At 65.7% G+C, this 13,981-nt stretch carries 13 protein-coding genes; 6 read left to right on the top strand and 7 right to left on the bottom strand.

Annotation, left to right across the window (positions count from 1 at the left end; all coding sequences use genetic code 11):
• Positions 1 to 34 precede the first annotated feature (34 nt).
• From VPH46_RS09930 to VPH46_RS09910, 5 genes are all read left to right on the top strand, one after another.
• Positions 35 to 445 carry a DUF411 domain-containing protein gene (locus VPH46_RS09930; protein WP_416610850.1) on the top strand — a complete coding sequence of 137 codons (411 nt, stop codon included), beginning with the start codon at positions 35 to 37 and terminating at the stop codon, positions 443 to 445.
• An 897-nt stretch (positions 446 to 1,342) separates the two neighbouring features.
• Positions 1,343 to 2,560 (top strand): TolC family protein, encoded by a 1,218-nt coding sequence (locus VPH46_RS09925; protein ID WP_018251210.1) that lies wholly within the window; start codon positions 1,343 to 1,345, stop codon positions 2,558 to 2,560.
• A complete protein-coding gene (locus VPH46_RS09920; protein ID WP_061780583.1) occupies positions 2,557 to 4,056 on the top strand; it encodes an efflux RND transporter periplasmic adaptor subunit in 1,500 nt (499 codons plus the stop codon). Before VPH46_RS09925 ends, VPH46_RS09920 begins: the two co-directional genes overlap by 4 nt.
• Positions 4,053 to 7,190, top strand: a complete 3,138-nt coding sequence (locus VPH46_RS09915) for an efflux RND transporter permease subunit (protein WP_018251208.1) — start codon at positions 4,053 to 4,055, stop codon at positions 7,188 to 7,190. Before VPH46_RS09920 ends, VPH46_RS09915 begins: the two co-directional genes overlap by 4 nt.
• Positions 7,190 to 7,516: a copper-binding protein gene (locus tag VPH46_RS09910; protein WP_017980774.1), complete on the top strand. Its 327-nt coding sequence runs from the start codon at positions 7,190 to 7,192 to the stop codon at positions 7,514 to 7,516. The genes VPH46_RS09915 and VPH46_RS09910 overlap by 1 nt, the downstream gene beginning before the upstream one ends.
• 21 nt (positions 7,517 to 7,537) lie before the next feature.
• Here the strand turns inward: VPH46_RS09910 and VPH46_RS09905 are convergent, their stop codons facing one another.
• Positions 7,538 to 8,305, bottom strand: coding sequence for a glutaredoxin family protein (locus VPH46_RS09905; RefSeq protein ID WP_017980773.1), 768 nt, complete (start codon positions 8,303 to 8,305; stop codon positions 7,538 to 7,540).
• A gap of 63 nt (positions 8,306 to 8,368) precedes the next feature.
• Here VPH46_RS09905 and VPH46_RS09900 point away from each other — a divergent pair, with 63 nt between their 5' ends.
• On the top strand, positions 8,369 to 8,773 hold the full coding sequence (locus VPH46_RS09900) for a MerR family transcriptional regulator (protein ID WP_017980772.1): 405 nt from the start codon (positions 8,369 to 8,371) through the stop codon (positions 8,771 to 8,773).
• On the opposite strand, the gene dmeF is transcribed toward VPH46_RS09900, so the two are convergent.
• From dmeF to VPH46_RS09870, 6 genes are all read right to left on the bottom strand, one after another.
• Positions 8,770 to 9,714, bottom strand: a complete 945-nt coding sequence (gene dmeF, locus VPH46_RS09895; RefSeq protein ID WP_017980771.1) for a CDF family Co(II)/Ni(II) efflux transporter DmeF — start codon at positions 9,712 to 9,714, stop codon at positions 8,770 to 8,772. The genes VPH46_RS09900 and dmeF overlap by 4 nt on opposite strands.
• 10 nt (positions 9,715 to 9,724) lie before the next feature.
• Complete coding sequence (locus tag VPH46_RS09890; RefSeq protein WP_081609170.1) at positions 9,725 to 10,000, bottom strand: metal/formaldehyde-sensitive transcriptional repressor; 276 nt, start codon at positions 9,998 to 10,000, stop codon at positions 9,725 to 9,727.
• Between the two features lie 134 nt (positions 10,001 to 10,134).
• Positions 10,135 to 10,617: a hypothetical protein gene (locus VPH46_RS09885; RefSeq protein WP_125960890.1), complete on the bottom strand. Its 483-nt coding sequence runs from the start codon at positions 10,615 to 10,617 to the stop codon at positions 10,135 to 10,137.
• 12 nt (positions 10,618 to 10,629) lie between these two features.
• On the bottom strand, positions 10,630 to 11,865 hold the full coding sequence (locus VPH46_RS09880) for a molybdopterin-dependent oxidoreductase (protein WP_125960889.1): 1,236 nt from the start codon (positions 11,863 to 11,865) through the stop codon (positions 10,630 to 10,632).
• An 89-nt stretch (positions 11,866 to 11,954) separates the two neighbouring features.
• Entirely contained in the window at positions 11,955 to 13,106 is a 1,152-nt protein-coding gene (locus VPH46_RS09875) for a TDT family transporter (protein WP_345907745.1), read from the bottom strand.
• On the bottom strand, positions 13,103 to 13,975 hold the full coding sequence (locus tag VPH46_RS09870; protein WP_168847121.1) for a LysR family transcriptional regulator: 873 nt from the start codon (positions 13,973 to 13,975) through the stop codon (positions 13,103 to 13,105). Before VPH46_RS09870 ends, VPH46_RS09875 begins: the two co-directional genes overlap by 4 nt.
• Positions 13,976 to 13,981: the final 6 nt, after the last annotated feature.

The raw sequence follows: 13,981 nt of genomic DNA, 5'->3' as shown, positions 1-13,981 counted from the left end.
GAATGGTGTTCGTGGCGCCGTCGCCGCCTTGCTAATGACCATCCCAGCGGTCGCATCGGCCGCGGCCGACATCGCCATGCACCGCGATCCGGGTTGCGGCTGTTGCGAGAAATGGGCGGCGCAGGTGCGTCAGCAGTTCGGCCGCAAGGTCCAGATCATCGACGATGATCGCCGTGAGGTGCTGCAGCGTAAGATCGGCCTGCCCGCTGACCTCGCGTCCTGCCATACCGCGATCATCGACGGCATCGCGTTTGAGGGACATGTCCCGATCGCAGACATGAAGCGCGCGCTGGCCCAGCATCCTAAAGGCGTGCGCGGCTTGGCCGTGGCCGGAATGCCGATGGGCTCACCGGGCATGGAGGTTCCCGGCATGAGAACCCAGCCCTATGACGTCATTGCGTTCGGTGCCGCTGGCCGGCGTGTCTTTGCTAGCCACGGCGCCTAAACGACAGGTTGTCTTGTGAGCGGCAAATCTTCCCCGGCGCTTCATGCCGGCACTACGGCACCCGGCAAACCACCCGTATTGACCTCGGCGTTGACAATTGGGATAGTATCCGGGTGTTGAAAGCTCGTCTTTCTCTCTTGCTTCTTGTTGGAGCGTTGCTTGGCCTTTTGGGCCAAGGAATTGCGTATGCGGCCGGCCCATCGCTCTCACCCAAGATGGCGATGAGCCATGTCACCCCATCCCGCATGGATTGCGCGGGTATGGCGACCCCGGATCCGTCATCGGAACACCCATGCAAAGGACTGACGCTGGCGTGTATCGCCCAAATGGGATGCGTTGTTCCCATGACGTTTGAGGAGCCGGCAAGAGTGCTGAAGCGCTCGATCGCATCTCAAATCGTTATCTGGCCTGCCAGCCGGGCACTTGCCGGCCTCAACGTCGCTCCCGAGCCCGAACCGCCTACCGTTTGATCGAGTCAAGCCGTGTCAGGCTGCAGCCGTTCGCCGGTTGCGGCTCTGCCGATTTTAAATCTCGATCAAATTGGAAAGTGACATGAAAACGTTCATCTTGGCGGTATTTGCCGCTAGCCTCGCCGCGTCGGCAGCGACGGCGGCCACATCTGAAAATAAAAGCAATGGTCATTGGGAGTGGCGTTCCAATTACCAGCCGGGCCCGCGGGCGCCGCTTCAAGCCCCACGTCGCGTATGGGTTACGGACGTTCCCCAGTCGAGCGCCTGCGTGTGCCCGATGATGGAACGCGGTCGCGACGCCTGCATGTCAATGAAGGGCGGCCAGTCAACTTAAGCTGGCGAGCCTGAACAGGTGCCGGGCTCCGATCAACCATTTGGAGCCCGGCCATCATTATGACATGAAGGGACTAGAGGGATGCGCGCATCCATGATGCTCGCGGTCGCCGCGCTCACGACGAGCGCCGCGCACGCGCAGACACTTACCTATGACCAAGCGCTGCGCGATGCGGTTGCCAACGCCCCGGGAGCGGTTGCCGGTCGCGCGGGGGTCAGCGCCGCCCAAGCCGATGCACGTGCGGCGGGAAGCCTTCCGGACCCCCGTGTGTCGATCGGAATCGAGAATTATCCTGTCTCTGGGCCACCCGCCTTCTCCCTATCCAGAGACGACATGACGATGGGGCGTGTCGGTTTCCAACAGGACCTACCCAACCTTGCCAAGCGTCATGCCGCGCAAGCGCAGGCACGCGCCGTGATCGCAACGGCAGAAGCATCGCAAGCGACCAAGCTCCGGGAGGTGCGATTGGGAGCGGGGCAGGCATGGATCGACCTTGCTTATGCCGAGCGTCGACTAGCTGCCCTCGACACCGTTCTGCTATTCCTTCGATCTCTCCCTTCCGCTGCGCGGGCCGCCGTGACGACCGGTTCGGTCCGCCCTGGTCAGACACTGACGACCGATCAGGAGATCGCGGCACTCGACGACCGCCGCGACGAGTTGATGGCCGCCGTTGCGCGCGCCCGCGCGATGCTGGCTCGCTGGACCGGCGTATCGGCGCCCGAGATTGCCGGCGATATGCCCGCGATCGATCTGGCTCCGGCGCGGCTGCGGGACGCGCTCAGCCTTCACTCCGACATGGTTCTCGCCGAGGCCGGTATTCAGCGCGCCCAGGCCGACGTGGATGCGGCGCGAGCGGAGAAGCGACCCGATTGGGGGGTAGAGGTAGCTTATCAACGCCGTGACCCCCGGTATGGCGACATGGTGTCGGCGGGAGTTTCGATGAGCCTGCCGCTGTTCGCTCGATCGCGTCAGAACCCGCGCATCGAAGCCCGCAAATCCGCACAGGCGCAGGCCGAGGCCGCGCGCGAAGAAACCCGGCGCACATTGGCAGCCGATCTGGAGGCCGCGCTGGCGGACCACCAAATGCATCACAGCCAATGGCAGCGCGCGCGCGACGTGCTCCTTCCGCTCGCTCGGAAGCGAGCCGATCTGGAGATAGCGAGCTACTCTGCCGGTCGCGCGAGTCTTGCGGATGCCATCGAAGCCAAGACCGCGCTCGCCGACGCCGAGCTGACCGTGCTCGACCGTGAGGCGCTCGTCGCCGCAGACTCTGTCCGCCTCACCATTACCTTCGGGAGCGCCGATCGATGAGCGACACTACCATTACCCGCGCCCGCCTTGTCACCGCGGTAAGCGCGCTGGTGCTGGTCGCAGGGGGCGTGGGCTTCGGGCTCGCGAAACTTGGCACGTCCTCGGCTGCCGATCAAACGGCATCCCCAGCCCCGCAGAAGAAGATCCTCTACTGGTATGATCCGATGATCCCGGGGGAGCGGCACGACGGCCCGGGTCTCTCGTCGATGGGGATGAAACTGATCCCCCGCTATGCCGACGAGGGCGCAGGCGGTAGCGCCGCACCGGGCGTAGCGATCGATCCGGCCAGCCTCCAGCGGCTCGGCGCGCGGATCGTCACGGTCGAACGCGGATCGTTGTCAAACTCGGCCTCGGCAACCGGCAGCATCGAGTTCAATGACCGCAACGTTGCGGTCGTGCAGGCACGCAGCGGCGGCTTCGTTCAGCGCGTCTATGCGCGCGCGCCAGGCGATGTCGTGCCGGCAGGCGCCCCGCTCGCCGATATCCTTGTGCCCGAATGGGCGGGCGCGCAGGCGGAGTATCTCGCCGTGCGCCGCACCGGGGATGCCGGGCTCACGCGGGCGGCACGAGAGCGCCTGTTGCTTCTCGGGATGCCCGCCGGATCGATTGCATCGGCGGAGTGGCGCGGCCGACCGCAAGGTGTGACGACGATCAGCACGCCCGTGGGGGGCGTCATCAAGACGCTCGGCGTCCGACAGGGGATGACGGTCGCGCAAGGACAGACACTGGCGGAGGTGAACGGCCTCGCCACCGTGTGGCTGAACGCGGCTGTCCCTGAGGCCCTCGCAGGAAACCTGCGGATCGGCACGCCCGTCATCGCCACGCTGGCGGCTTTCCCGGGCGAAAGCTTCAGGGGCCGCATCGCTGCGATCCTGCCCCAGGCCGAGGCAGCGAGCCGCACGCTCACAATCCGCGTCGAGCTCCCCAACCGTGCCGGCCGGTTGCGCCCCGGTATGTTCGCCAGCGTGGCGCTCGACCAGGGGAGCCGCGATGCACTCCTTGTTCCGAGTGAGGCCGTGATCCGGACCGGCCGGCGCACACTCGTCATGTTGGCAGGGCCGGGTGGACGCTTTCGACCCGCCGAGGTTCGCACTGGCGCAGAAGGCGGCGGCAAAACCGAGATAGTCGCCGGCCTGACCGAGGGTGAGAAGGTTGTCGCGTCGGGCCAGTTCCTGATCGACTCCGAAGCGAGCCTCGCTGGCCTCGATGCGCGTCCGATTGGTGTCGAAGCGTCACCCGCAACAAAGCCGGCCGTGAAACCCACCGCGTCGATCTACGAGACGGTCGGCAGCATCGAGGCGATCGATCGCAGTTCCGTCACCCTGTCCCATCAGCCCGTTCCGGCGATCGGCTGGCCGGCCATGACAATGACGTTCCGCGTCGCCGATCCCGCGTTGGTGCGTGGGTATCGCAAGGGTGAGCGGGTGCGGTTCGGCTTTGATCAACCCGCCGATGGTCCAACGCTGCGCCGCATGACGCGCGAGGCTGGGCGATGATTGCCGCGATCATCCGCTGGTCGGTCGCGAACCGCTTCCTCGTCGTCCTGGCGGCCATCGCGCTCGCCATGGCCGGGGTGTTCGCAATGCGTGCCACCCCCGTCGATGCGCTCCCCGACCTGTCCGACACGCAGGTCATCATCCGCACGAGCTGGCCGGGCCAAGCCCCGCAGATCGTCGAGAACCAGGTGACGTATCCGCTCACCACGACGATGCTGTCCGTGCCTGGCGCGAAAACCGTGCGCGGCTATTCGTTCTTCGGCGACAGCTACGTCTATGTCCTCTTCGAGGATGGGACCGACCTCTATTGGGCGCGCTCACGCGTGCTGGAGTATCTGAGCCAGGTGCAGGGACGGCTTCCCCAAGGCGCGCAGGCCGCGCTGGGTCCTGATGCGACGGGGGTCGGCTGGGTCTATGAATACACGCTGTTGGACCGCACCGGCCGCCGTGACCTGTCGCAGCTCCGATCCTTGCAGGACTGGTTCCTACGTTATGAACTGAAAACGCTGCCCGGCGTTGCGGAGGTGGCGAGCATCGGCGGAATGGTGAAGCAATATCAGGTGCTGCTCGACCCGACGCGGCTCGCCGCATTCGGTGTCACGCACACTCAGGCCGTCGATGCCATTCGCCGCGCCAATCAGGAGGCCGGCGGGTCCGTCCTCGAGCTGGGCGAAGCCGAATATATGGTGCGCGCGTCAGGTTACTTGCGCACCGTCGACGATTTCCGCGCGATCCCGCTCAAGGTCGCCGGTGCCGGCGTCCCCGTTACCTTGGGCGACGTCGCGTCGATCCAGATCGGCCCCGAGATGCGCCGCGGCATCGCCGAGCTGAACGGCGAAGGCGAGGTCGCGGGCGGAGTCGTCATCCTGCGTCAGGGCAAGAATGCACGGCAGACGATCGAAGCCGTCAAGGCCAAGCTCGCGGAACTGAAAGCGAGCCTTCCCCCCGGCGTCGAGATCGTCACCACCTATGACCGCTCGCAATTGATCGACCGCGCGGTGGAGAATTTGACGGGCAAGCTGATCGAGGAGTTCGTCGTCGTCGCGATCATCTGCGGGTTGTTTCTGTGGCATGTCCGGTCTGCGCTGGTCGCGATCGTCACCTTGCCTCTGGGGGTGCTCGCGGCCTTGCTCGTCATGCGTGTGCAGGGGGTGAACGCCAACATCATGTCTTTGGGCGGTATCGCCATCGCGATCGGCGCGATGGTCGATGCCGCGATCGTGATGATCGAGAACGCGCACAAGCGGATCGAGCGATGGGAACACGACCATCCGGGCGTGGCGCTGGCGGGCGAGGAACGCTGGCGCGTCATCACCGAGGCCGCGGCCGAGGTCGGGCCGGCGCTGTTCTTCAGCCTCGTCATCATCACGCTGTCGTTCGTGCCGGTGTTCACGCTCGAAGCGCAGGAGGGACGGCTGTTCGCCCCGCTCGCCTTCACCAAGAGCTATGCGATGGCGGCAGCGGCGATCCTGTCGGTAACGCTCGTGCCGGTCCTGATGGGATGGCTGATCCGGGGACGCATTCCGGCCGAGAACGACAACATTATCAACCGCGTGCTCACCCGTGCCTATCGCCCGGCGCTCGACCGCGTGTTGGCGCGGCCTTGGGCGGCGATCGGCATCGCCGCCCTGGTACTGGCGACGACGGCATGGCCGCTGACCCGATTGGGTGGCGAGTTCATCCCGACGATGGATGAGGGCGATCTGCTCTACATGCCGTCCGCGCTTCCCGGCCTTTCGGCCGCGAGCGCCTCGGCCCTGCTCCAGCGCACAGACCGGCTGATAAAAACCGTTCCCGAGGTCAAAACCGTGTTCGGCAAAGCCGGGCGCGCCGAGACCGCGACCGACCCGGCACCGCTCGAGATGTTCGAGACGACCATCCAATTCAAGCCGCGCGATCAATGGCGCGCGGGGATGACGCCGGCAAAGCTGGTGGAGGAGCTGGACCGCACAGTGCGCGTGCCCGGCCTCACGAACGTATGGGTGCCTCCGATCCGCAATCGGATCGATATGCTCGCGACCGGCATCAAGAGTCCCATCGGGGTGAAAGTGTCGGGGTCCAACCTCTCCGAGCTGGACCGCATCGCCGGCAGCATCGAACGTGTCGCCAGGACCGTGCCGGGCGTCAGCTCGGCATTGGCAGAACGGTTGACCGGAGGCCGCTATGTCGATGTCGATATCGATCGGGTGACCGCGGGGCGCTACGGTCTCAACATCGCCGATGTGCAGGAGATTGTGTCCGGCGCGATCGGCGGCGAGACGATCGGCCAGACGGTGGAGGGCCTTGCCCGCTACCCGATCAGCGTCCGCTACCCCCGCGAGCTGCGTGACAGTCTGGAGGGACTGCGAACTCTCCCAATCGTCACCGCATCGGGTCAGCAGATCACACTCGGCACCGTCGCATCCGTGTCGATCGCGGAAGGTCCACCGATGCTCAAGACGGAAAATGGTCGACTCTCGACATGGGTCTATGTCGACGTGCGCGGGCGCGACCTGGCCTCCACGGTCGCCGATCTGCGCCGTGCTGTTGGCAAAGATGTTCGGCTCAGCCCCGGCGTCTCGATCGCCTATTCCGGACAATTCGAGTATCTGCAGCGTGCCGAGGCTCGGTTGATGCTCGTCGTGCCGGCGACACTCGCGATCATCTTCCTTCTCCTCTACCTTACCTTCGGTCGCCTCGACGAGGCGGCGCTTATCATGGGCACACTGCCCTTCGCGCTGACCGGCGGCATCTGGACATTATGGCTGCTCGGCTATGCGCAATCGGTCGCCACAGGTGTCGGGTTCATCGCGCTCGCCGGCGTGTCGGCGGAGTTCGGCGTCGTCATGCTGATCTACCTGAAACACGCATTGGCCGAGCGCGGGCCGTCACCGTCGGGCGAGCAAGTATCGGAAGCGATCAGGGAGGGCGCGCTGTTGCGGGTACGTCCCAAGGCGATGACCGTCGCTGTCATCGTCGCCGGGCTGTTCCCCGTGCTGATCGGGCATGGCGCCGGATCGGAGGTGATGAGCCGGATCGCCGCGCCGATGATCGGTGGAATGCTGACCGCCCCTTTCCTCTCCATGTTCATCCTGCCAGCCGCCTACTTGCTCTTGCGGCGGCGAGCTTCAACCCGCCCCGAAAGGAAGATCTGATGAAAGCCACTTTCTCCATGCGCGCCGCATTCATGCTACTAGTCACGCCGATCGCAGCGAGCGCTCTTGCTCAAGGCAGCAGGCCGGCTGCATCGGCTGTAAAATCCGGCAGCGGATCGGGGACGATCACTGCCGTCGACGCGAAAGGTGGAACCGTAACCATCAAGCACGGCCCGATCCCGACGATCGGCTGGCCCGCAATGACGATGACCTTCCGGGCATCCCCCCCGACCCTGCTCAAGGGACTGCGGTCGGGGCAGCGGGTCGCATTCACCGCCAAGGCGAAGGGTATGACGGCAGAAGTTACGGCGATCAGCCCGCATTGACGACGCGTGCCGACCTTCGCGTCAGTGCGCCATCGCCAGCACGGGCGGCGCAGCGATCATCCACAGCGCCATCGCGACCATCATCAGGTTTTCGGTGAGCGAGATGAAGCCGAGCGGCACGTTGCTGTCCCCGCCCACGCACGCGCATTTCAGCTCACGCTTGTCGATGTAGACGGCCTTGAACACCGACACCGCGCCGATCGTACCGATAACGAGCGCGACGGGCACCGACAGCCAGGTCAACGCGCCGGCTGCCATCAGGACGCCCGCCGCTCCTTCCGCGTAGGGATAGACATAGGAATAGGGCACCCAGCGCTTCGCGAGCAGATCGTAGTTGAGGAACATGCTCGAGAAGCTCTCGACGTTCTGGAGCTTGAGCATCGCCAGAGCGCACATCGAGAACGCGATGAACCATTCACCCGCCCGCACCGTGAAGGGCGTGCCGAGTACCGCATAGCTGGCGGCGAGCGCCATCAGCGCCGTCATCGCGAACACGGCAATCACCGGGCGATAGGTGACGGCCTTGGGGTCGCGGACCATCTTGCCGAAGAAGCGGCGCAGATCGTCATAGCCGCCGACCCGCTCCCCGGCGATAAAGATCTGCGGGGTCGTCTTGACGCCGTGCTTCGCCTTGAAAGCGTCGGTTTCTTCCCGCGTCATCAGCCAATGGTCATCGACCGCATAGCCTTCCCGGCGCAGAAGATCCTTCGCCTTCAGCCCGAAAGGGCAGGTATGTTCCGGCATCACCATCCGGTAGATCGTCGCCTGTTTGGCGGGGGCGCTCGCCATGCCGCTTCTCCAATATCCTCGCCCCGCCTATATAGGGTCCGTACCATAGTACGGAGTCAAGGCATGACCGGCATGACGATCGCGGCGCTCGCGCGCGAGGGCGGCGTCGGCGTCGAAACGGTGCGCTACTATCAGCGTCGCGGTTTGCTGGACGAGCCAGACCGGCCGACCGGGGCTGGCGCCGGAGGCGGCATCCGGCGCTACGGCACCGATGACGCCCGCCGCCTTCGCTTCATCCGCTCGGCGCAGGCAGCCGGTTTCACGCTCGAGCAGATCGGTGAGCTTCTGGCGCTGGATGCGACCGACGATCGCGCCCGCGCGCGCCAGCTCGCGGGCGAGCGCATTGCCGAACTGGATGCGAAGATCGAGGAGCTTGAGCGGGTGCGCGCCTCGCTTCGCCGGCTCGCACATGAATGCGGGTCAGGAGCGGAGGGACCATGCCCGATCCTGACCGCCTTCGAGGGCTAGCGGCACTCGACGGTCAGGTGCGCGATTTCATGAACCGGTGCGAGGCGGGCGCGGATATCGTCGCCGGTCACGCCCTGCCCGCCTACGACGCTGACGATCGCGGCGTGGGCTTCCGGACCGACGCGCCAGACATGAAGATCGGTGATACGCGCGTCGCCTGGCGCCTCGACCAACTCGCGCACTTCCTCCTCTACATGATGATCGGTCGCATCGAGCAACACGGACGCCGTGTCGCGCATCAGCGTCCATGACCAGCGCGCGATGACGATCGCACCGACGATGCCCATCACCGGATCCATCCACACCCAGCCGAGATAGCGGCCCGCCAGCAGCGCGGCGATGGCGAGAACCGAGGTGAGCGCGTCGGCCAGGACATGGACATAGGCGGAGCGCATGTTGTTGTCACCGCCATGCGCGCCGTGCGCATGCCCGTGCCCGTGATGGTGGTCATGCCCGTGATGATGGTCGTGCCCGTGATGGTGCCCGCCCGAGAGCAGGAAGGCGCAGGCGATGTTCACGCCCAGACCGACCACCGCGATGAGCGTCGCTTCCCCGAATGCGACCGTGATCGGCTGAAACAGGCGAAGGATGGACTCGACACCGATCCCGAGCGCGATCAGGCCCAGCACCATCGCCGACGCGAACCCGGCCAGGTCGCCGACCTTGCCCGTGCCGAAGCTATAGGCCCGGCTGGAGGCATGGCGCTTGGCATAGGCGTAAGCGGCCGCGGCGACCCCGAGCGCGCCCGCGTGTGTCGCCATGTGAAAGCCATCGGCGAGCAGCGCCATCGAGCCGGTCAGATAACCGGCGATGATCTCCACCACCATCATCCCGGCGGTAAGCGCCACGACCCACAGGGTCCGGCGGGCATTGTCGTCGTGCGCCGCGCCCAGGAATACATGGTCGTGCGTGAAGGCGTCGATTTCGGGCAAAGCCGCCATGAAAAGCGTCCTATTTGGCGTAGCGGCGGATCACCGCCAGCAGTTCTTCGGCACCTGCCGCCCGCTCGGCATCATCGAGGCCGGGCCGCGACACATGCGCTTCGAGGTGTTCGGCGATAATCTCGTCCATGAGGCCATTCACCGCCCCGCGCACGGCGGCAACCAGATGGAGCACGTCGGAACACGACGAGTCCGATTGAAGTGCTCGCTCGACCGCGCCGACTTGTCCGGCGATGCGACGAACGCGGGCGACCAGATCGACATTGGTTTGAGACAAATGTGACATAGGATACCCCCCTAGCCTATAGGCCAGTAAACAGCAAGTCGGTGTCAAAACCGTCCGTGGCTGTTGAAAAAGTCCTACTGAAGGCTGCCGATCGTCTGTCGAAATCGCCTTTTTAGGTTATGCGAGAGGTTTGCTTATCCGGTTCCACCTGAGACATCAGGAGCCACCTTGGGGTCGGGATCCTGTGCCTTGCCGGTTGCGGGTGCCGCTTTCTGGCTCGGCATAGCGATGAGATAAGCAACGATCGCGTCGACGTCCTTTTCGGCCACCGGCGCCTTGTACACCTCACGCATCTTGGTGACGGTCGCCTTCCACTGATCCACCGATAGCGCAGGCTGAGTTAGCGCCATGCTGGCCGAGTGGCACGAAGTGCAGTTGGCGTTGATGACGTCGGCGTGCGGACCATCGGGGTAGGTAGCGTCATCGACCGGCAGGTCGACGCTGGTCGAGGCGAGCGAAAAGCCGCGGGCTGAGACGCTGGTGGGCGGTGCCGGCTCGGATGTCTCGGAGATCGGGGCAGGCGCCTTGCGGCTGCTCGGCGCCCCGATCGAGACGAGGATAATGCCGGTCAGGCCGATCAGGCCAGCAGCCATGATGCCGGGAGACGGGGTCTTCATGCTACTCGCTCCTCAGGCCGCGATGATGGTGGTGGTCTCGATATTGCCGCGCATGAACCCGCCCGGGTTCCAGATCGGCTTCATCGGCTGGGCGACACCGTTGGTGTTCCAGCAGCGCACCATGATCGGGTTGGCACCGCGTCGCAGCGGCACGCGACCATCCCACCGACGGAAGCTGTACCTGCCCTCGTCCGCTCCGAGCGTCGTCCTGTACCAGGTGCGGCCTCCGTCCGACGACACATCGACCTTGGCGACGCCGCAGTCGCCGCCCATCGCGATGCCGCCGACCGGGATCGATGCCTCATAGGCTATCGTCTGGCCATCGGGCAGGCTGGTCATCCAGCTGCGCGGGATCATGCGGTTGATGGGGACAGTCGGGAAGTCTCTGGCGCCGGGCGCGACATTCGCGCCCGGCGTCGCGGGGATCTTGTAGGCCTTGGCCATCCAATACTGGTCGTCGGGGCCGGGCAGTACCTCGATCGAGTTCAGCATCTTGACCCAATAGGTCGAGTACCAGCCCGGCACGATCAGCCGGCAGGGAAAGCCATTGAGGAGCGGCAGCTGCTCGCCGTTCATGCCGAAGGCGATCATCACTTCGCCGTCGCGGGCATGGTCGATGTCGAGCGCCTTCTCAAAGTCAGGGGCGCCCGCCACGACCGGTTGATCGAGCGCACCGAAGCGCACCTGCACCGCGCCTGTCTTGACCCCGGCGAGGTCGAGCACGTCGCGCAGGCGCACACCGAGCCATTTGGCATTGCCCATCGCGCCGTTGCCCCATTGCGCGCCGGCAACACGTGGCTGGAACAGCCCACGGCTGTTTCCCGAGCATTGGTTGACCGCCGCCATCTCGACCCGCGGCAGGCGCAGCAGCTGGGCGAGGCTGATCGACAGCGGTCGGTTGACGTGGCCGAAGACGTTGAGGCGGAAAGTCTCGACATCGATCGAGGTCGGGATGTCGGCCCAGTGCCAGCGGACGAAGAACTGGTCGTTGGGCGTGAACACCGACTTGTCGAACACGTCCATCGGCGTTTCCAGCAAGGGCGGATGGACACGCTGGAGGATCATGCTGCCCTTGCCGGGAAAGGCGCTGGTCATCGGCCGTTCGGCATTGCCGCCAGGCAGCTTCAGGTCGACGAGCTGCTGCGCCAGTGCCGGCGCGGCGGCAAGGCCGGCGGTACCGAGCGCGGCATGCCTGAGAAAGCGGCGACGGCTGGTCTCACTCGCCAGTCCGGCGTCGAAATTGTACATGACAAGGCTCTCCTGTGGCCAGCCACGCTGGCGGATCGAAGGGGCGTTTCGCAAGTGATCGGACCGACTGATCCGATCATCATGGCGGATCAGTTCGGGGTGGCGATGCAGGGTGAGACGAACAGGTTGCCGCGCCATGCGCCGGCCAGCGTCTTGGCGCCGACGAGCAGCCACATCGCCGCAAGCGCAACCGTCAGCACCGTGCCGACGAAACCGAAGAAACCGAGGTTCAGCGTCGTGCCTAGGCGGAAGGTGGCGACGGTGTAGACGCCGAGCGGAAAGGTATAGCCCCACCAGCCCAGGTTGAACGGGACGCCGGCGCGCCAGTAGCGGATGGTGATAAGCGTCGCGAGCGCCAGCCACCACAGGCCGAAGCCCCACAGGCAGAGTCCGGCCACAACGCCGATCCCTTCCGCGACGGTACCGACACCGGCCAGCCCGTGCGCCGCGAGGATCGCCGGCGCGTCCGCCCCGAGCACCAGCATGCCCAGAGCACCCGTGCCGATCGGTCCCAGCGCCAGCCAGGAGGACGCCGCCATGCTCTCATGCGGCAGCTTGTGGAGCGCCATGCGCAGGATGAGGATGGCGAGGATGCCGAACGCGACCGGCACCGAATAGGCCCACAGCACATAGGAGGTCGCAAGCGTGACTAGCTGCGCGTGAGGATCGGTCAGATGCGGCGCGAGCAGCCCGCCGCTGGCGCCCGCCACTTCGGCAGCGACGACCGGCAGCAGCCATACCGCGGTCATGCCGTCCAGGCTGTGCTCGTGACGGGTGAACATCATGTACGGGATCAGGACGCCACAGGCGAGCGACATGGCGACGTCGATCCACCACAGGACGTGTGCGACCGGTACGATGCCATTCCCGAACCGTGCGATGCCGAAGGCGAGGCAGCCGTTGATGATCGTCGCGAGGCCCATCGGGATGGTGCCGATGAACATCGACACGGTGTTATGCCCGAAGATGCGCCGCGCCTCGTGCCCGAACATCGCCCAGCGCGCACCATAAAGGCCGGCGAACAGCGCGAAAAGTGCGATATTGAAGAACCACAACACCTCGCCGACGGGTTTAAGCGAAGGCCCGATGCCGGGCACCTGCGGCAGCGCGAGGGCAAGAATGCCCGTGCCCATCGTCGCGGCGAACCAGTTGGGCGTGAACTGACGGATCATCTCGCGGGGATGATCGAGCCGGCTGAGCGGCTTGAGGCCGCTGAGAACGGAGTGCGTGTCGGCAGTCATGCGACCTGCTCCTTGATAAGATCCGTCAGCGCGTCGGCCGCGCGGGTGCGATAGCGTTCCTTGTGGCGCAGCGCGTGAAAGGCGCGGTCGGGCAGCCCGAGCGGCAGCTCGACCAGATCGCCGGCCTTGAGCGCGCGCGCGACGACCAATCGCGACAAGACGGCAACGCCGGCACCGGCCTCAACGGCGGTGCGCACCGCCTCGTTGGACGGCAGCGTCATCGCTATCGTCAGCTGGGCCGGATCAAACCCGCGCGTTCGCAGCACGTCCTCGAAGGTCGAGCGCGTACCCGATCCCTGCTCACGGACGATCCAGCGTGCAGTGCGCAGCCAGGCCTCGTCGATGCGTTCGGCTTCCTCGCGGCCGACCAGTACCATCGGGTCACGCCCGACCTTCCAGTGGGCGAGCGCCGGTTCGTCCACCTCGCCCTCGACGAAGCCGAGTTCCGCCGCGCCGCTCAGCACCTGCGCTGCCGCGCCCTCGGTGTTGTCGATCGCCAGCTCGACCGCAATCTGCGGGTGGCGTTCGTGGAAGGCGGCGAGCTTTGCCGGCAACCAATAGCTCGCGATCGTTTGGCTGGCGACGATCCGCAACGAACCACGCGCAAGCCCGGCATAGTCCGCCAGCATCATCTCGGCATGCGCTGCCCGCCCCAGCACCGCGCGCGCTTCCTCCAGAAAGCCGCGGCCCGCCTCGGTCAGCTGGATGCCACGCCCGACGCGGTGGAACAGCGGAACGCCGTAGCGCGCTTCGAGGGCCGCAACCGCCCCGGAAGCAGCGGACTGCGTGACGTTCAGCGCCTCCGCTGCCTTGGTGACGTGTTCGCGCTCCGCGACACCGACGAAGATTCTGAGCTGCTCCAGGGTCATGCAGCT

It is taken from the genome of Sphingomonas sp. MJ1 (PH-R8), assembly GCF_048058635.1.
In the GTDB taxonomy this organism is placed as follows: Bacteria; Pseudomonadota; Alphaproteobacteria; order Sphingomonadales; family Sphingomonadaceae; genus Sphingomonas.
Note: the sequence above shows the minus strand (reverse complement) of the source record. Positions and strands in the feature narration are given on the sequence as shown.